18 protein-coding genes are annotated in these 19,218 nt (G+C 42.1%); 15 read left to right on the top strand and 3 right to left on the bottom strand.

What is annotated here, in order from left to right; all coding sequences use genetic code 11:
• Window positions 1-1,321 precede the first annotated feature (1,321 nt).
• Window positions 1,322-1,546: a hypothetical protein gene (locus QWZ08_RS07360; protein WP_290336649.1), complete on the bottom strand. Its 225-nt coding sequence runs from the start codon at window positions 1,544-1,546 to the stop codon at window positions 1,322-1,324.
• Window positions 1,547-1,854: 308 nt separating this feature from the next.
• Here QWZ08_RS07360 and QWZ08_RS07355 point away from each other — a divergent pair, with 308 nt between their 5' ends.
• Window positions 1,855-2,640, top strand: coding sequence for an SDR family NAD(P)-dependent oxidoreductase (locus tag QWZ08_RS07355; protein WP_290336648.1), 786 nt, complete (start codon window positions 1,855-1,857; stop codon window positions 2,638-2,640).
• 501 nt (window positions 2,641-3,141) lie between these two features.
• On the opposite strand, the gene QWZ08_RS07350 is transcribed toward QWZ08_RS07355, so the two are convergent.
• Window positions 3,142-3,264 carry a hypothetical protein gene (locus tag QWZ08_RS07350; RefSeq protein WP_290336647.1) on the bottom strand — a complete coding sequence of 41 codons (123 nt, stop codon included), beginning with the start codon at window positions 3,262-3,264 and terminating at the stop codon, window positions 3,142-3,144.
• Window positions 3,265-4,220: 956 nt separating this feature from the next.
• Here QWZ08_RS07350 and QWZ08_RS07345 point away from each other — a divergent pair.
• The 14 genes from QWZ08_RS07345 to QWZ08_RS07280 all read left to right on the top strand — a co-directional run bounded on the left by QWZ08_RS07345 (window position 4,221) and on the right by QWZ08_RS07280 (window position 18,218).
• Complete coding sequence (locus tag QWZ08_RS07345) at window positions 4,221-4,601, top strand: alpha/beta hydrolase family protein (RefSeq protein ID WP_290336646.1); 381 nt, start codon at window positions 4,221-4,223, stop codon at window positions 4,599-4,601.
• The gene (locus QWZ08_RS07340) at window positions 4,525-5,067 is read left to right on the top strand and encodes an alpha/beta hydrolase family protein (protein ID WP_290336644.1); all 543 of its coding nucleotides are present in this window, start codon (window positions 4,525-4,527) and stop codon (window positions 5,065-5,067) included. The genes QWZ08_RS07345 and QWZ08_RS07340 overlap by 77 nt, the downstream gene beginning before the upstream one ends.
• Window positions 5,068-5,187: 120 nt before the next feature.
• Window positions 5,188-5,910 (top strand): glucosamine-6-phosphate deaminase, encoded by a 723-nt coding sequence (locus QWZ08_RS07335; protein ID WP_290336642.1) that lies wholly within the window; start codon window positions 5,188-5,190, stop codon window positions 5,908-5,910.
• A 164-nt stretch (window positions 5,911-6,074) separates the two neighbouring features.
• Window positions 6,075-7,091: a sugar kinase gene (locus QWZ08_RS07330; RefSeq protein ID WP_290336641.1), complete on the top strand. Its 1,017-nt coding sequence runs from the start codon at window positions 6,075-6,077 to the stop codon at window positions 7,089-7,091.
• Window positions 7,084-7,758: a bifunctional 4-hydroxy-2-oxoglutarate aldolase/2-dehydro-3-deoxy-phosphogluconate aldolase gene (locus QWZ08_RS07325; RefSeq protein ID WP_290336640.1), complete on the top strand. Its 675-nt coding sequence runs from the start codon at window positions 7,084-7,086 to the stop codon at window positions 7,756-7,758. Before QWZ08_RS07330 ends, QWZ08_RS07325 begins: the two co-directional genes overlap by 8 nt.
• Before the next feature lie 29 nt (window positions 7,759-7,787).
• Entirely contained in the window at window positions 7,788-9,086 is a 1,299-nt protein-coding gene (locus QWZ08_RS07320) for an MFS transporter (RefSeq protein ID WP_290336639.1), read from the top strand.
• Window positions 9,087-9,319: 233 nt separating this feature from the next.
• Window positions 9,320-10,552 carry a DUF6786 family protein gene (locus tag QWZ08_RS07315; RefSeq protein WP_290336637.1) on the top strand — a complete coding sequence of 411 codons (1,233 nt, stop codon included), beginning with the start codon at window positions 9,320-9,322 and terminating at the stop codon, window positions 10,550-10,552.
• A 6-nt stretch (window positions 10,553-10,558) separates the two neighbouring features.
• The gene (locus QWZ08_RS07310; RefSeq protein ID WP_290336635.1) at window positions 10,559-11,407 is read left to right on the top strand and encodes a fumarylacetoacetate hydrolase family protein; all 849 of its coding nucleotides are present in this window, start codon (window positions 10,559-10,561) and stop codon (window positions 11,405-11,407) included.
• A gap of 111 nt (window positions 11,408-11,518) precedes the next feature.
• Complete coding sequence (gene fucP, locus QWZ08_RS07305) at window positions 11,519-12,808, top strand: L-fucose:H+ symporter permease (RefSeq protein ID WP_290336634.1); 1,290 nt, start codon at window positions 11,519-11,521, stop codon at window positions 12,806-12,808.
• 140 nt (window positions 12,809-12,948) lie between these two features.
• Window positions 12,949-14,109 (top strand): glycoside hydrolase family 172 protein, encoded by a 1,161-nt coding sequence (locus QWZ08_RS07300; RefSeq protein ID WP_290336633.1) that lies wholly within the window; start codon window positions 12,949-12,951, stop codon window positions 14,107-14,109.
• Window positions 14,110-14,278: 169 nt separating this feature from the next.
• Entirely contained in the window at window positions 14,279-14,704 is a 426-nt protein-coding gene (locus tag QWZ08_RS07295; RefSeq protein ID WP_290336632.1) for a GRAM domain-containing protein, read from the top strand.
• A gap of 308 nt (window positions 14,705-15,012) precedes the next feature.
• Window positions 15,013-15,360 (top strand): hypothetical protein, encoded by a 348-nt coding sequence (locus QWZ08_RS07290; protein WP_290336631.1) that lies wholly within the window; start codon window positions 15,013-15,015, stop codon window positions 15,358-15,360.
• A gap of 12 nt (window positions 15,361-15,372) precedes the next feature.
• Window positions 15,373-16,884 (top strand): FAD-binding protein, encoded by a 1,512-nt coding sequence (locus tag QWZ08_RS07285; RefSeq protein ID WP_290336630.1) that lies wholly within the window; start codon window positions 15,373-15,375, stop codon window positions 16,882-16,884.
• Between the two features lie 44 nt (window positions 16,885-16,928).
• Window positions 16,929-18,218 carry a hypothetical protein gene (locus QWZ08_RS07280; protein WP_290336629.1) on the top strand — a complete coding sequence of 430 codons (1,290 nt, stop codon included), beginning with the start codon at window positions 16,929-16,931 and terminating at the stop codon, window positions 18,216-18,218.
• 155 nt (window positions 18,219-18,373) lie between these two features.
• On the opposite strand, the gene QWZ08_RS07275 is transcribed toward QWZ08_RS07280, so the two are convergent.
• Window positions 18,374-18,739 carry a hypothetical protein gene (locus tag QWZ08_RS07275; RefSeq protein ID WP_290336628.1) on the bottom strand — a complete coding sequence of 122 codons (366 nt, stop codon included), beginning with the start codon at window positions 18,737-18,739 and terminating at the stop codon, window positions 18,374-18,376.
• Window positions 18,740-19,218: the final 479 nt, after the last annotated feature.

Raw genomic sequence — 19,218 nt, 5'->3', positions numbered from 1 at the left:
TAATTTTAAGATTATTTTAACGGATTCCATTGGTGTAGTCAAGAATTTTTACAGTGTTGATTATAATTGATAAATGAGGTGTAGAAATAAATCCCGGCGGGTAAAACACAATCTGCTTCCTTATTATTGGTATGATAATCTCATGTTTTAACAACTGCTGCAATGTTCCGGTGGAGCAGCCATATTTCTTTCTTAATAGGCCGTTAAAGTGTCTTAATCATTTCATACCAGAGAGAGAATACTATCTATGATGGCAGAACCTGTATAGCGCCGACAAATTGATTTATACGGCCTTAGGTTACGGGCCGTTGATGGCTGTTCTTGGATGCTCAATTAAATGCCCGGGCTAAAATGGACGCTGAAAATTTATGACAATCCTTACCTTGCCGCCAAAACATGCGGGAGTAAAAACGTTTACTGTGCGGGGAACATATTTAATCTAACAAAATCCTTCAGCCGGCCCATCATATTGCAACCGCAATTTCTACGCGAAATCTTTCATATCGGAATAACGGCGTCCGCAACGCTGCAGGTTGCTGAAACATTGCCTGATGAGGGTCGCTTTTCCTTTTGTGGGGTGTAGACCCTGCAACGAAATATTATTGCGCAATTTTTTTCCGCGGTAATTGTAGCAGGTTCCAATTAAATCGTATTTCAATACAGGTTATACGCTGGTTTTTACCATCAAAATAATTAAAATAAGAGATCAAGGCGCACGACGAATGGGAGTGAATCATCGAAAGCGATAGGGTGAGCGTAGCATACAGAAAACAAGGGGCATTCTTTCACTTTTTTGATGTATGCATAAAGAAGCATCTGCCTTGTCAATGATTGTAGCGTTTCAATGGGCAATTGTCTAGCTACAGGTATCTTTATAAATGGCTGTTAATTCCGGCGAATATTATATCAGATTGAATTGAACTGACAAGCAATTGGATCTTATGCCCTTCGTTTTCCGTGGAAAGGAATAGATTAGAATTATACATTCATCGATATATCCTGGCGACAGTTTTGTTGCATTTTATATAAGTGATTGCTGTGCCTTAAGCCGTGTTAAACTCTACACTGTGGCATCTGCTAAAATGAATCTTTTGCTCCGCCAGGGTTAATAACAATGCTTCGATAACACCTTTACGGTATACTAACAATGGTTGAATCATAGCCCTGGTTAGCAGACCCAGGATTAACAAATGGCTACGCAGTGTCTCTTAAAGGAAAAAAACCTGAAGCAAAAACTTAGTTCATCTCTATTCATCATGATTGCCGGAGGGGTGTTTGAGGGCAGAGACTAAGACCAAATTAAAGTGAGGGCTGACAGCTACTACCCGAAGTTAGGCTTCTTTTCTTCGTCAAATCGTATCAGGTGAATCCTCGAATTTCTTATTTTTCTAAAGGAAGATGAGCCTCCCGATTTATTAAAGCCTTGTAAAACTACCGTCGTGATTATAAATACCAATGCAGTACAAAGCAATATTTTGATTATCAGATTATCTGTAATAATTAAAAGAAAAATTAATGGGGGTAATAAAAAAATTAGTCGTTTCATAAATAATATTTTTCCTGTCGTTAATGAAAAGGCAAATAATCATATCAGATTTTATAGTATGGCATAACCACACGAATACGGGTATAGATGACATTTTTCTTTTAGCCGCATGCTCCACTTATAGCAATATAAGTGCCGGATTTTTTGAGGTGGCGAGAAAGAAAATCCCAATATTTAAATCTGTGTCTTTTTCTCCCTTTCTGTGATGATTTTTATCTACATAAATTACTATTTAAGAACTATACCGTCGTGGCAACGTTTTTGACATATTTTAAAAGCCATCATTTAATAATTTTCACAATTTAAGTATGACAAATAGAAACCATTATGCATTACTAACCGGTGCCACCAGTGGCGTGGGGCTGGAACTTGCAAAACTGCTTGCCCGGGATGGATATAACCTGGTGATCATTGCGAGGGACCAGGAGACCCCTGGCAACGCGGGCAATGAGCTTTCAGATAGGTATCAGGTAAAAGTTGTAACGCTTTACAAAAATATTTTTGAGCGTAATGCAGCAACCGAGATTTATGAAGAAATGCAGTCGGCAGGTATCGTAATCAGCATACTTGTTAATGACGCTTCCCAGAGCAATTATGGAGCATTTGTACATACAGACATAGAAAGAGAATTGGTTATAGTGCAACAGAACATCAGCACCCTGATTAGCCTTACCAAGTTGTTTTTAAGAGATATGGTTGTACGCGGGGAAGGAAAGATTTTGAATGTAGCCTCGGTCGCAGGAAAATTGCCAGGATCTTTGCAGGCGGTTTATCAGGGGACAAAAGCATTTGTACATTCTTTTACAGAAGCTGTGCGTGAAGAAGTGAAGCATACGGGTGTTACAGTTACTTCTTTGCTACCCGGTGCTACAGCTACTGACTTTTTTAACAAGGCAAAAATGCTGCAGGCGAATAATATCAAGGACAAAAAACTGGCTACAGCGACTGATGTCGCGATGGATGGGTATGAGGCTTTGATGAACGGAGAAGATATGGTAATTGCAGGATTTTTAAATAAAGTGCAATTCAAAATCAGCAACATTTTACCTGATGCAACAGTGGCAGATGCGATGTATAAACAACAGATTGATTAAACTGCTGTAAACGAAAATTAATATTTGTTTCCGTAGGCATGACAGGTAATTTGTGGCGTTTGTACTACCGGTTGGTGATTATATATTAACCAAAAATTGCACCTTATGGCTTTGTTGATCCGTCAGGATGTACAATATATTCGCTGGTTAGATAATAGTCGTTGCCCATGATGAAGCGGTTTCACCTTGTTAACAAAAAGCCAGTTAAATTCTTCCTTTGACATGTCATTCATTAAAAGACATTCGTTTATGCTTACACTTAAATGGATACTAATAAGGTAGGTATAAAGATAAAAATATTTTTTGATTTAAAAACATGGCCAGCGATACTGCCAGCGGATCTATTGCATGAAAATATTCAGACGATTTGGTTTGAATTAAGGTAATTTCAGTTTGTACATTCGGAATTACACGCATAGCCGGTACGTTGACCTGGTAATATGAATTTGAGTGCAGAACAGATAATTTGTCAGATTGCAGCAGGTCATTCCACCAGCCATCTTAGGCAGAAAACATGACATTAATAAACACCTTGATTACCGGCGTGTACAACTGCGATTGATGAAATCGTTTGGCAAATGCCAGCGCCACCCCAAAGCCCAGGTTATTTGTGTTCCTCATCATTCATAAATATTATAAATAGTTTAAACAGGCCAGCGCATCAATTGGGCTAACCGGGCCCTTGAACCGCTACTGCTTCAGAATTAATGTTTCGGTGGTTGATATTTTGTGTCCATTCAATTGTAGATATCCTTTTATAGCAATTATTTTTTCATACAGTGCGAGGGTCTGTACTACTACCTGGTCTGATCTGAGTTGAGATAAGCCAGGAATATTTATATTCATATTAATGAGTTTTTACCGTCTATTTAATTATAACTACCCAATTTTACCTTTTAACAATCATTCCATTTCCTTTAACACATGTTTGATAGCATGGAGGTCAAAAAATTGTAAAAAAAATTATCTGTACTATGAGTAGTTATCGTTCGCTGTGGCTGAAATTTTTCCTGGAAGGTTTTACTGCTAAAGAATGCATACCGGCAGTTAAGAGACCGGCATGGACAAGAAAAACGGTTCACTGCCCAAATCAAAAAGGGAGGCCGGATAGAAATCCAGCCTCGTTATTTTTTTTTATTCCTATGAGATCCACTGGTATAGAGGTAAAATATGTGCCAGAAATTTATGCTCGTTAACTATAGAAAGATGCTACTGGTAAATTAAAAGTTTACTTAGTTGTTGCTATATTTTATCGTAAAAAAACAGTTGTAAGATTTATTATACAAGAAAAGCAATTTGGTCAATAAGACTGTTTTTCCTTTCTTTTGCCATACCAAATGCATTCAGTCAATCCCGCAACCAGAAAGGTAAAGCATACCAAAAGAAGCACCTATAAGAACTCCTTCAACAATTCCAATAATGAAGGTTTGCTTGTTCATAAAGTGGAGGATTGGTTTTGTGTAGCATGTTGTTGCAACACCTGCACCTGAAAAAATAGAATTGCTGTTTTAAAAGTGACATGGTTAATTTTTAAGCGGGTAACTTCAGCTGATAAGATAGAAAACATGTAATTTTAAACGATGCGAAAAATCAAAAATATAGTTCTTGGTAACCATAATAATTACCCGGTAACGCTGGATATTTTTTTTAAAGAAGATGGGGTACAAAAGCCGGTTGTAATTTATGCACACGGGTTTAACGGCTTCAAAGACTGGGGTAATTTTGACCTTATTGCGGAAGAATTTGCGAAGCGGGGATTTGTTTTTGTAAAGTTTAATTTCTCTCACAATGGAACTACGCCAGATCAACCCGAAGTGTTTGCAGATTTGGAAGCATTCGGAAATAATAATTACTCAAGAGAGTTGAAGGATTTAACGGATGTGATTGATTGGACGTGCAGCAAAGGCAACCCTTACCGGCAGGCTATGGACAGCAGCCGTGTTTTATTTAATAGGGCATAGCATGGGTGGCGGCATCGCCATTCTGCAGGCAGCAAAGGATGAACGTATTAAAAAGTTGGTTACCTGGGCGTCCGTCAGCGAGTGTAAAACACCATGGGGCAACTGGCCCCTCCAGCAAATGACAGCATGGGAGCAAAGCGGGGTGCAGTACTACACCAACAGCCGTACAAAACAGCAAATGCCCTTGTATTACCAGTTGTATCTGGATTACTGCAACAATATGGAGGCACTGGATATCAGCAAGGCCATGCAGCACCTGGCCATCCCTGTATTGATTTGTCATGGAACAGCCGATACAGCAGTGCCCATTGAAAATGCCATGATGTTAAAAAGCTGGCAACCTGCAGCGCAGGTGTTTACGGTAGATGCCGATCATGTATTTGGCAGAAAACATCCCTGGACGGAACAGCAATTGCCGGCAGCGATGGATGCAGTTGTAAATGCCAGCCTGCAATTTTTATTATAGTTGGCGCTGCTTTCAACAAGTGAAAATGATGACAGTGGAAAATTGCTTTTCAAAGAGGAAAAGCAGCAAGTATAAAGGCTTAAATTTTGAATCGATTGCTTACCAGATAAATTGAAAACGATGATTGCGAAGTTTACCAATTACCAGGAATTGTCTGCATTTGGTGCAGATAAAATTATACAGCTCGTACAGCAAAAGCCCGATGCTGTGCTCTGCCTGGCCGGTGGCGATACGCCCGCGTTAACCTATGATAGGGTAGTAGCTAAAGCACAGGAAGCAGGAGTCGATTTTTCAGGCGTTATCTTTATTGGCCTGGATGAATGGGTAGGCATTCAGCCGTCAACGCCGGGCGGCTGCTACTACTTTTTACAGCAAAAAATATTTGGGCCGCTCCATATACAAAAAGATAAAATTTATTTTTTTGATGCCATGGCAAATGATCTGAAAGCGGACTGTAACCGTATTGACCTGGCTATTGAACAACAGGGTGGTCTTGATCTTGCCCTCGTTGGTATTGGAATGAACGGTCACATAGGTTTTAATGAACCGGGTGTGGACGCAGCTTTGAATGCACATGTAGTTGAGCTGGATGAAGTAACCACAGCGGTAGGTCAAAAGTATTTTGCATCCGGCGCTGCATTGGCAAAGGGCATCACCCTGGGGATGGCGCAGATTATGTCTGCAAGAGAAGTAGTATTGGTAGCCAGCGGGCCAAAGAAGGCAGCCATTATCCGCGAAGCCATACAAGGCAGGATAACCAATACCATTCCGGCAAGCCTGTTGATGGCTCATCCCCGTGTATCCATTTTATTGGATGCTGCGGCAGCCACAGAGTTGGATTGATGCAGGCAAAGCGGCAATTGTTTGTTGTGCGGGCTGCCACTAATTGAGTGCAAACAAGTTTTATTTTGTTACTTTTATTTTTCATGCAAAGAACAATTTGGAATGTATTTTTATAACCTGTTTTAATACAGGGATATTTTTTCAACTAACTAACAGGTAATTTCTTGAAAAAAAAAGTGTTGTGTTTTGGTGAGTTGCTCATGCGGTTTTCACCTGTACTGGAAGGGGAATGGATACGGCAGCAATCCATCCCGGTTTTTATCGGCGGGGCCGAATTAAATGCCGCCAATGCGCTTGCCCTTTGGGATATACCGGTTAAGTATTGTACAGCGCTGCCGGATAATTACCTGAGCCGGGACATTATGGCTTCGCTGAACACCAACAAAATCGACACATCTTCTATACAGTTTGCTGGTAACAGAATAGGCGGGTATTATTTACCGCAGGGTGCCGATTTAAAAAATGCCGGCGTAATCTATGACCGTGCTCATTCATCTTTCGCTGAATTAAAAACAGGTATGATTGACTGGGATAAAGTGCTGGATGATGTTGAATGGTTTCATTTCAGCGCCATCTGCCCCGCTTTATCTGCTGATGTAGCGTTGGTTTGTAAAGAAGCCCTGGAAGCCTGCGCAGGAAAAAAGATACTCATTTCTGTTGACCTTAATTACCGCTCAAAGCTTTGGCAATTTGGTAAGCAGCCGATTGAAATAATGCCTTCGCTGGTACAGTACTGCCACCTGGTAATGGGCAATATCTGGGCTGCTGAAACCATGCTGGGTATTGGCTTTGAGGAAGATGTTGCAACAATCAACCAGCAGGAAAATTATCTTCGCCAAAGCAACATTACTTCTCAGAAAATATTGCAGCAATACCCCGTTTGTAAAAGCGTAGCCAATACGTTTCGCTTTGGTGACGAGGCATTGAAATACTATACCACGTTGTACCACCAGCAACAATTATATGTTTCGTCAACCTATAGCACCAGCTTTATAAAAGATAAGGTAGGCAGCGGTGACTGTTTTATGGCAGGTTTGATTTATGGTTTTTATAACGGCTTGCCGCCGCAGCAAACAGTAGCGTATGCTACCGCAGCTGCTTTTCAAAAATTATTTATAACAGGCGATGCTACCAATAAAACAGCAGCCGAAGTAAATGCATTTATACCAACACATGACTAAAAAAGAAAGCATACAGCAGCTGGTTACACAACAGGGGATATTGCCGTTATATTATAACGACAGCAGCGAAATAAGCATCGCGGTTTTAAAGGCATTGTTTGATGCCGGCATCCGTGCAGTAGAATATACTAACCGCGGTGATAATGCATTAGGTAATTTTAAGTTATTAATTGAAGCGATTGATAAAGATATGCCCGGCATGCAACTGGGTATTGGAACAATCAAAACAACGGCTTCAGCAAAAGCTTTTATTGACGCCGGGGCAGCTTTTGTCGTTTGCCCGCTTATTGACCCTGCGGTAGGGGCAGTTGTACGCGATGCAGGACTGGCATGGATGCCGGGTTGCATGACCACAACAGAAATACATGCAGCTGAAGTAAATGGAGCTACGCTGGTAAAAATATTTCCCGGCAGCGTAGTAGGGCCGGGCTATATTTCAGCTATAAGCGAAATATTTCCTAATCTCTCTTTTATGCCCACAGGTGGTGTGGATACTACGGCAGAAAATTTATTGGCCTGGTTTAAAAACGGCGTGTGTGCGGTAGGGTTAGGAAGCAAACTCATCACCAAAAAATTGATGGAAGAAAAAGACTTTGCTGAGTTAACCAGCCAAACGGCCAATGTTTTGCAACTGGTAAAAAACATAAAAGATCAGCAGCGAAAATAATAACGCTATCAACAAAACTAGAACGGTTTATGAAACAGCCTGCCGGAAATTATCGCTGGACGATCTGCTCCTTAATTTTCTTTGCCACTACTATTAATTATCTCGACAGGGCGGTGATCAGCCTGCTGAAATCTGATCTCACCAAAGAATTTCACTGGACGGAATCGGACTACTCTAACATTGTAATTGCTTTTCAGTTAGCGTATGCACTTGGTATGCTGGTGGCGGGACGGTTTATTGATAAGGCCGGCACTAAAACCGGTTATGCATTGTACACTTTTTTATGGAGCCTTGCTGCGGCAGCGCATGCGCTGGTGACCAGCACAGTCGGGTTCGGTGTTGCCCGCGCTTTTTTAGGCATCAGTGAATCGGGTAATTTTCCCGCTGCTATTAAAACGGTGGCGGAATGGTTTCCCAAAAAGGAGCGGGCTTTTGCTACAGGTATTTTTAATTCAGGAGCCAATATCGGCGCCATCGTAGCGCCGCTCACCGTGCCGTTTATAGCGGCAACCATGGGGTGGAAATGGGCATTTATTATAACCGGCTCCATTGGCTTTATTTGGCTGGTATTGTGGTATTCTTTTTATGAAACACCGGCCAGGCAGCATCGCTTGTCAAAAGAAGAATTTGATTATATCCACAGCGATACCGTATCTGATAATGAACAGGCGATGGTGGATGAAAAAACTTCCTGGATAAAATTATTGGGCTATAAACAAACCTGGGCCGTTGCCCTTGGTAAATTTTTAACCGATCCTGTATGGTGGTTTTATCTTTTCTGGCTGCCGGCTTTTTTAAAAGAGCAATACCATATGGAAGGCACAGCTGTGGCCTTACCTGTGTCACTTGTGTATTCGCTGTCTGCTGTGGGTAGTGTTTTTGGCGGCTGGTTACCGATGAACCTCATAAAGCGAAACTGGCCTGTTTTTAAAGCCCGTAAAATGGCGATGCTGCTGTATGCGTTGTGTGCTTTGCCCGTTGTATTTTCCCAATGGCTGGGGCATTTTGATAAGTGGTATGCGGTGATCATTATCGGCATTGCAGCCGGCGCCCATGCTGCCTGGAGTGCGAATATATATACTACCGTAAGCGATATGTTTCCTAAAAAAATGGTGGGGTCTGTTACCGGTATTGGTGGTATGGCGGGCGCTGCAGGCGGTATTTTGATTGCCTGGCTCGCCGGACAATTATTTGATCACTTTAAAGCAGCGGGGCATATTGAAACTGGCTATTATATTATGTTTATTATTTGCGGACTTGCTTACGTACTTGCCTGGGGCATTATGCATTTGCTGGTGCCGAAGTTTAAACATATCAGCGACGAATAAATGCGCTCCCTTACAGGCTCAGCAATTACCGGGGCTATTTGTATTGCCTTTGATAAAGGTAAAATAGTACCAGTAAAAATTCCTTTAGTGGAAACGGGGGATTGTTTAATAGTATAAATTGGGCAGTATTGTATGCATGGATTGTATACCATTTGTCAACCGGCCATATGGTTTCTGTAGCACAACAATACAGCGTTCCGGTAGAGCGAATCAAATTAAATAAAGCTTGCGATATGAAAAATTACCTGTTTTTTTACCCCTGTTTGTTACTGGGTGCTGCCGGGTGTAACCCCGCCTCCAATCATCCGGAAGCGGCTGCAGTAAAAGATTCCGCAGCCAAAGGTAGCTACGCTTATGACGCTGCCTTTTTAAAAAAGCACACAGCCAAAGTGATTGAATTAACCAGCGGAGACAGTTCGGCAAAAGTGCTGTTATCAGCGGATTACCAGGGAAGGGTAATGACCAGCACCGCCCTGGGCGATAATGGTAACAGTTTTGGCTGGTTGAACTATGATCTGATTTCGGCGACTGAAAAAAAGAAACAGTTCAACCCCGTTGGTGGTGAAGAACGTTTTTGGATGGGACCTGAAGGCGGCCAATATTCCTTGTATTTTAAAGGCGGAGATTCTTTTAATATAGCGCACTGGCAGGTGCCTTCCTTTATTGATACCGAAAGTTATGACGTAACAAAGTCGGATAAATCGATGGCCGTATTTTCAAAGAAGGCGAGCATAAAGAATTATAGCGGAACCAGCTTCGACATAGCCATCGAAAGAACCGTGAGTTTACTGAGTAAAGATCAGCTCACACAAAAATTGCATGTTTCCATTCCTGCGGATGTTCATTTTGTTGGGTTTGAAACCAGCAATAAAATAACCAATACCGGCAGCAATGACTGGACGAAAGATAAAGGATTGGTATCTGTTTGGCTGCTTGGTATGTTTACACCTTCCTCCGAAACAACGGTCATTATTCCCTTTCATGCCATTCCCAATGCCAGGAGTTTTATTACGGATAATTATTTTGGTGACATCCCGAAAGAACGGCTGCAGGTGGCCGACAGCGTTTTGTATTTTACCTGCGATGGAAAGCTGCGCAGTAAGATCGGGTTATCTCCATTGATTGCGAAACCAATCGCGGCCAGTTTTGATTTTAAAAAAAATGTGCTGACCATCATTATACCCCAGGTGAATAAAGACGCTGCATATGTAAACAGTAAATGGGAACTGCAGAAAGAACCTTATAAAGGAGATGTAATCAATTCTTACAACGATGGGCCCCTGGCTGACGGAACCCAGATGGGGCCTTTTTACGAGGTAGAATCTTCTTCCCCCGCACTGGAATTAAAAAAAGGTGCCACCGGGGAATACAAACAAACTACCTGTCACTTTGAGGGTAGTTACGCAACATTGCAAACCCTGGCCAAACAACTGCTGGGTGTAGATCTTAACACCATTAAAAAATAAACATACATGCATTTATACAAAACTTCAAAGGGAAATATCCTTCAACTGCAGGATAATTATTTTTTATTAAAAGATGACTGGGATCTGTTGATTAACCAGCAAAACTTATACAGTCATTTGTTACAGTTGTCAGCCAGTGCTGAAGCAATGGCAAATGAAGATGCAACCAATAATATCAAAGAAAATATTTTACCGCCCATTGGCAGCCAGGAAGTTTGGGCGGCTGGCGTTACCTACCTGCGTAGCCGGGATGCGAGGATGGAAGAATCTGAAGATACCGGCGCCGCGGATTGTTACCAGCGGGTGTATGAGGCAGAAAGACCGGAATTGTTTTTTAAGTCTTTGCCACACCGTGTTTCAGGTCACGGGCAACTGGTAAATATCAGGAAAGATTCCAAATGGGATGTGCCCGAACCCGAGCTGGCTTTGTATATCAATTCCCGGGGAGCAATACAGGCGTATACCATTGGCAACGACATGAGTTCAAGAAGCATTGAAGGCGAAAACCCCCTGTACCTGCCACAGGCAAAAATGTATGAAAGAAGTGCCGCACTCGGGCCTTGTTTGCTGGTGCTGGATGAACCCATTGCTTTATCCACTTCAATAGCCATAACCATTCACCGCAACGGCGAAAAAATGTTTGATGATGCCACTACACTGGCCAATCTGAAACGGTCGTTGCCTGAATTGGCGGGCTGGTTATATAAAGAAATGGATTTTGCACACGGGGCTTTTTTAATGACCGGCACCTGCGTAGTACCGCCGAATGATTTTACGCTGCAGGCCGGAGATGTAGTAAACATCAGCATTTCAGGTATTGGTACAATGACCAACACCATTGCACTTAAGAAGTAGAACTATTTTAACCAAAACATCCATTATTTTTAAAAGCGATTTTTATCATTAGCAGTACTGTATATTTATAAACAAAATTACCAGGGTTTACAAACATCTTTAACGATCACTATGCCGAATCAACAACCGCAAGCCGCAAGCTATAAGGTAGCTTTTGCTTTAATTACCAGCCTGTTTTTTTTATGGGCTTTTTTACACAATATCAATCCCATTTTAATTCCGCATTTAAAAAAGGCCTGCCAGTTGTCAGATTTGCAATCGTCGTTTATTGATACGGCTGTTTACCTGGGTTATTTTTTCGTGGCTTTACCGGCAGGTTGGTTTATGCACAAATACGGTTATAAAAAGGGAATTCTTTTTGGTTTGTTGTTGTATGCAATTGGTGCGGCATTGTTTATTCCGGCTGCTTCCGCCCGCAGTTACGATTTTTTCCTGGTGGCGCTCTTTATCATCGCCAGTGGCGCTACGTTTTTAGAAACAGTTGCCAATCCTTACATCACCAAACTGGGTGACAAAGCTTCTTCTGAGCAAAGGTTAAATTTTGCGCAATCTTTCAATGGCGTGGGGGCATTTATAGCGCCTATTATTGGCGGACAGTTTATTCTTTCCGGTATTGAGCATACGCCGGAAGAGTTAAAACAGTTCTCGCCCGAACAGCTTAATAACTACCTCACGTTCGAAGCAAGTGGAATTAAAGTACCCTATATGATTATTGCAGGTGTGGTATTGTTGGTAGCATTGTTTTTTGTTTTTACCCGCCTGCCGGAAATTAAGGAAGAAGATGCGGAGGATGACGGACATGGGCACAAGTCGTTTTCCTTAAGCGTATTTCGCCACAGCCATGTTACATGGGCGGTTATTGCCGAATTTTTTTATGTAGGTGCACAGGTGGGCGTGGGTAGCTTTTTCATTCGTTTTTCAAGATATACCATGGGCATGCCTGAAAAAGAAGCAGCCTATTACTGGGGCTTTATAGCCATGGTTGGTTTTATGCTCGGGCGTTTTGCAGGCACCTTTTTTATGCGTTATATAAAGCCCGCCAAATTACTGAGTTTGTATGCAGTTATAAACGTTGTATTGCTCACGGTAGCGCTGTTGGCTTCAGGCAAAGTAGCAGCGTATTCTTTGCTGGCAGTGCCTTTCTTTATGTCTATAATGTTCCCTACCATTTTTGCACTGGGTATAAAAGGGCTGGGCGAAGAAAGCAAGATAGCTTCTTCATTCCTGGTGATGTCCATTGTTGGCGGCGCCTTTATTCCACCCATCATGGGCCAAATTTCTGATAAAACGGGCAGCATCCAGATGGCCTATATTGTTCCGCTGGTTTGCTTTTTGTTCGTGTTGTATTTTGGCTGGAAGGGATATAAAATAATTGAACCTAAAAAGGCACTTGCCAGTTAATTGATTTGATAGAACGGCGCTATAGTAGCAACGCCTTCAATGATAGTGGTCAATGAAATTAACAAAACCGGCATGCGGTTACATGGGTTAATAGCAATCGAACAGGTTCTTGCAATTTTATATATTTAAAACCAATCATCATGCAAAAGATTACCAGTTGTTTGTTTTTTTGTGTCATTGTCTGTGCTGCTGCGCAGGCGCAAAAATTCAATGGCCTCGAAACCGGTATGGGCAATTTGTTCCGGATGTCGGATGCTAAAACAAGGTCTGTCAGTCCTGAAAATTTTAATGGTGCAAAAGGCGAAGGCGGCAAAGCCACTACGGGCACCGGAAGCAGGGCAAGCAGGGATCTGGGGCAAGGCTGGAAAGTTAGTCCGAGTGTGGTAATTAAATCTAAAACTACTTTTACAGTGGCGGAGATCACGGGCCCTGGTTCCATACAACATATCTGGATGACGCCTACCGGTAACTGGCGCTATTCTATTATCCGCTTTTATTGGGATGATGAAACTACGCCTTCGGTGGAAGTACCGGTGGGCGACTTTTTTGGCATGGGTTGGGGTAAATACTCGCCTTTGCAATCGCTGGCGGTTTGTGTAAACCCGGGCAGTGCATTTAACTGTTACTGGCCAATGCCGTTCAGAAAAAAATGTAAAATCACCATGGAAAATATTGATGATGCCGATATGGTATTGTACTACCAGGTAGATTATACGTTAACTGAAGTACCGTCGGATGCGGCCTATTTTCATGCACAGTTTAACCGCACCAATCCACTGCCTTACAAACAGGATTATGTGCTGGTAGATAATATTAAAGGCAAAGGCCAGTACGTTGGTACCTACATTGCCTATGGCTCTAAAAACAATGGCTGGTGGGGCGAAGGAGAAATAAAATTTTTTATGGATGGCGATACCAATTATCCTACTATTTGTGGTACGGGTACCGAAGATTATTTCTGCGGCTCTTATGATTTTGATACACAGAAAAAAAATGAAGCTGGTGTAGAGCAATCCAACTATACAGAGTATTGTACACCTTATGCAGGCTTGCACCAGGTAATAAAAGGCGACGGGCATTATGAAGTAGCGCAACGGTTTGGCTTATATCGCTGGCACATCAAAGATCCCATTCGTTTTGAAAAAGATTTGAAAGTAACCATACAAGACCTCGGCTGGCGACATGACGGCCGCTACCTTCCATTGCAGGATGATATTGCATCCACTGTTTTCTGGTACCAGGCAGATCCGCATACACCTTTTCCGAAACTACCGTCCAAAGATCAGCTGGAAGTAAATTAGAAAGATTGATTTTATTGCAGAGGCATTAATTCAACAATAATCTGACAAAATGGATAAAAGACACCGATTTAAATCAGGACTATTTTTCGGAGTCTTAATGGCTGTTTCGTTCATTGTCCAGGACTTGTTAGGTCATCCCAGTCTAACGTTCCCGAATATATTTACAACAATGGCATCGGGGTTAGCGGGTGGAGCTGTAGCAGGAGTTTTGTTTGGCTGGATGATGGGATTTTTTGCAGACTCTGAATTGTTGTTGAAGGGAACAAAAATTAACACCCTTACAGATGAAAGCATTTTGTTTGAAACGGGTGCCAATCATTTCAAAGGTGCCGAAGGCGTAGGTGGAAAGCTATACCTGACCAACCAGCGACTGGTATTTAAATCTCACAAGTTCAATATACAAAATCATGAACGCTCAATCAATCTGTCAGATATCGGGCAAGTTGAAAGATATAAGATATGGGGATTAATCAATAAAGGTTTATTGGTAACGACACTTCACAATAAAACTGAAAAATTTGTAGTTCAGCAAATAGATGAATGGATTAACCAACTGCCGAAAAAGAACGATTCACAATATCTGCATTTGCAATAACATTACAAATAATCTAAAAATTTATTCCATTCTCAATATCGACTGTAGTTTAATTAAATGCTGGTCAATTCAACACAGAGTCATAAAAATATAAATGTCTTTCATAAAGCTGTTGCACTAATGCAGCAGCTTTTTTATTGCCGGGTGCTGATGAAATACCGGTGACATACAGAAACCTACTGGTTACTAAATAATACAACCTGCCTGTTGAAAAAATGAATAATAAACTGTAATTTAATCCGGCCAAAGAAACACCACTCTATCCACAGGAAATAAGCAAATCATTTTTTAAGTTCAAAACTTTAATTATGCCATTACACTTTACCTGTGCCAGAAATATACTTTCTGTATGCCTTTTATCCGCGGCATTCTCTTTTAGCAGCTGTTACACTTACCGCGTTGCCACCAATGCACAGGCAGGTTCCGAACTTTCCAAACCCGTTACTGCACATGCCTTTTTTTGGGGACTGGTACAAAAACCTGCAGAGATACATACGCCCGTTTGCGATTCGCTGGGGGTAAACGGACTGTCGGAGGTGATTGTTAAAACGAATCTCGGGTATGCCGCCATTACTGTTGTTACCCTGGGTATTTGGTGCCCTGTGAAAATGCAGTGGAGATGCAGTAAACCTTGTAAAAAAACCGGTAGCTTATAAAAATCAATTAGCATGAAAATAGTTTCAATGGGCCAGCAGCAGTGGCAAAACAAGCATGAGATTTTTACAGAGAACATCAAAGAACTCTATATTGCGGGCAACGATCCTGACATGGGCGCACTGGACAGTTACAACGATGCCACCATTGCGCTGCAAAAAATGATTGGAGATGCAATACAGGCAGGAACGCCTTTTCGCTCACTCGGCGCCGGGTGGTCGTGGACAAAAATTGCCACCTGTAAAGATGGTATTATGCTGGATACCAAACAGCTGAACACCACCTTAACCCTTACCCGGCAGAGCGTAAAAAAATCGTATAAAGGGGATATCAACAACCTGATTTTTGCCCAGTGCGGCAACGGCGTTTGGGAGTTGAGCCGGGACCTGCGGCCTGAAGGGTTGTCATTGAAAACCTCCGGTGCCAGCAATGGTCAAACCATTGTGGGCGCTATGTCTACGGGGGCCCATGGCTCATCCATTGATGTAGGTGCGGTGCAGGATTATGTAGTGGGCATGCACATTATTACCGGCCCGGATAAACATGTTTGGCTCGAAAGAAAGTCAGCCCCGGTTGTTACCCAATCATTTCTAAATAAACTAAATACCACACTGGTGCAGGATGATGATTTGTTTAATTGCGCCCTGGTAAGTTTTGGCAGTTTTGGTTTTATTCATGGCGTGCTGCTGGAAACTGAACCGCTGTTTTTACTGGAGACTTACATGCGCCGGATGCCCTATGATGACACATTAAAAGGGTTGATGTCAACCCTGGATTTCAGCAATGCTGCACTGCCCTGCGGTAACGAAAGGCCGTTCCATTTTTCGGTAGTGCTTAACCCGTATGATATGGATAATGGTGCATATGTATTTACTTTTTACAAAAGACCTTACCGCACAGATTATGTTAAAGCGGCCAGCAATGCAGATGGCATAGGGCCCGGCGATGATGCACCCTGTTTTATCGGCAAGCTCACATCGGCTGTGCCTGCACTGGTGCCGGTAATAGTGAATAAACTGCTGGCAGGTGTGTACCAGCCGTACGAAAAGCAATACGGTACGCTTGCTGAGATTTTTAGTAATACCACCCTGCATGGAAAACTACTGAGCGCTGCCATTGGGATACCGCTTAACCAGGTAAACCGGGTAACAGAAATATTATTTGAAATGAATAAAACGCACGGGCCGTTTGTAGGCTTGTACGCTTACCGCTTTATCAAAAAATCAAAAGCTACACTTGCATTTACGCGTTTTGATTATACCTGTATCCTGGAACTGGATGCCGCTTTTTCCGACGATACCAAAAGCTTTTATACAGCAGTATGGCAACGGTTGGAGGATGAGGGTATTCCTTTTACTTTTCACTGGGGTAAAATGAATGAACTGAATGGTGACCGTATTGCAAAAATGTATGGCGATAATGCAATCACCTGGATGAAGTGCAGGAATAAATTGCTCGGTGCCGGTAGCCTGAAAGTATTTACCAATCCATTGCTTACTGAATGGGGGCTGGACCAGGTGATGTAAGCAATCACTCCAGCTGCCTTTATTTTGTACATTAAAATTGTTGCATGCCCCGTGTTTTTTTTGTTGTGTTGTTTTTTTTGATAGTGTATAGGTGTGCCGGCCAAAACGGCGACAGTATTGCTGCCGAAATAAGGCTGATCAACAGGGAGGTTGTTAATCAAACCGGCGGTGCTGTTATTTCCAACCGTGCCATGAATGTTTTCCTGGCAGATAAAACGGGCTATCTGGCGGGCAGCGATGTACTGTCCTTCTTTACCAATTATGTAACCTTCAATTCCACCGATGGCATCTTTACGGTGAACCATAATTTTCAAACGCCCGGCGGCAGGGACGAGCCGTTGAAAAACTTGTTAAGCGTGGGGTTCAACGCCAATGTAAATAGTATTGGTGCTGGTTTTTTAGATAGACGATTCGATGATGAACTGGGGCTTACAATTAATTATAAATGGCTTGCAAAAGTAAAAACGAAGTCTGATGCTTACCAACAGCAATTCATGAATGCATTGCGGGCCGGGCTTGTTCATACATTGGAATCAGCTATTGAGAAAGAGACAGCTGGTTTTAATACAGCATTGAACAGGGTAGCAGCAGCTGATATCAATGGAGCAAATGTGGACAGTGCCAGGGCATTGATACAAAATAATTTTTATGCGGATTTAAAGGAAAAATACCAGGCCCTCTTTGCTACACAACAGGCGGAACTGCTTACCAAAACAGCTTATTTTAAAACCATCAATTTTGGTTATACCAGCTTTACGGCCACTATCCCTATCATTGCACCCACCTACACTGTTGCGCCCGCCATTCCTGCTGCGTTTACGCAAAAACACAGTTATCCTATTCAATTGATGCTGGCACATACCAGGCTTTGGGAAGGCAGCCATTGGGGCAGGTTATTTGTAACGCTTGGCGGCAGCCTGCTGCTGAATAATTCCAAATTAAGTTATGGCGTTGCTAAAATAAATCCGGCTGCTTATACAAACATGGGTGGTACGGATACACTTACGCTGGCTAAGAAAGAGAAAGTGTACATGGGTCGGTATCAAACTTTTATTACGCCGGCAATACTTGGGCGCATTGTTTATTATCCCACCAATTCGCATGTTGGTTTTAGTGTAATGGCCGAACAACATATTGGCAAAGACAATTTACTCAACGCAAGGGTAGGTGTACCCATTGTGCTGATCAACAGCAAAAAAACACCTGCTGTTACTTTTGAATGCTACGTGGCTTTTTTTGATATGGGGCATGTTGTTACCAACCTGCAGGGCCGTGGCAAACGAACAACGGTAGGTATTGCTGCAGGTATACCTTTTAGCCGGCTGATGTATTGATGGGGCATGCAGTTTAAAAAATATTGCTTCGGAATATGGTTTCGGTCCTGGTGATGAGATGCAATGGTGGCCTGCCGGAAATGTACGTTATCAGATGCGTACCAGCAGTGAAAAAAAGATACCAGTCAACTTGATGGGGGATGGTTCATTTATTTTTAGGCCATCTTCTTCTTCCAAAATACATGTTGAATCAAATAACCTGTCAATGCGAAAAGGAATCCGCTCAACAGTAAACTAATAATCACAATTCCTGCAATGTCTTCTTCAGGATGGATTTTATGCAGTGTATACAGCAAAAAAAAATCAATCAGTACGCCAATAACACAACCCCTGGTGGCAAATGTTTTAAATTTTCCAGTTTTAATGAGCCAATATACAGTAGCCACAAAACCTGCCCAAAAGAATCCAACTACAGGCATTTTATTTTCATAAAAACCTCCCATGCCAACGAGTATAATAAATACACAACACACCCGGTATATTGCCTGGTGTGCTATATAATGTTGCTGCAATTTGTCCACGGTGGTAAGATTTAGATGTTACAGTTTATTTATTTGTCTGAAGTCATTGTGTGCCGATGCACAGCGAAGAAATGTTGCGCAATCTTTTAGCCGAAACAAATGTACACTTTTGCAGGCGTTCCGTTGTTATTCATACTATACATCAATTCCCCGAAACAGGGTTGTGTTTCATGACCATCCGAAGCCCTCACCAAATGCGAAAATCGCACAGAAGTTGGAGCATGATTTTTGTGATTCAATGATGGCCATGATTAAAGATACAGTAGCATATCAATTCACCAACCACAACAATCCAACAACCAATAATTCAACAATTTAGATGTTTTGAAGAGTTGTTTGCACCCAACGGGAGATTGCCCTAATGACAATTGGAGTTGAATAATATTGACGAATTGATTTTCATTATCACTTTTTTTGTTTTACTTTCATAATAGCATCAATATACGTCTCGTGTTCAATTTGCAGATTTTTAGATATGC

Origin of the sequence: Ferruginibacter paludis (genome assembly GCF_030409685.1) — a bacterium.
GTDB lineage: Bacteria > Bacteroidota > Bacteroidia > Chitinophagales > Chitinophagaceae > Ferruginibacter > Ferruginibacter paludis.
This window is presented reverse-complemented; position numbering and strand designations above follow the sequence as displayed.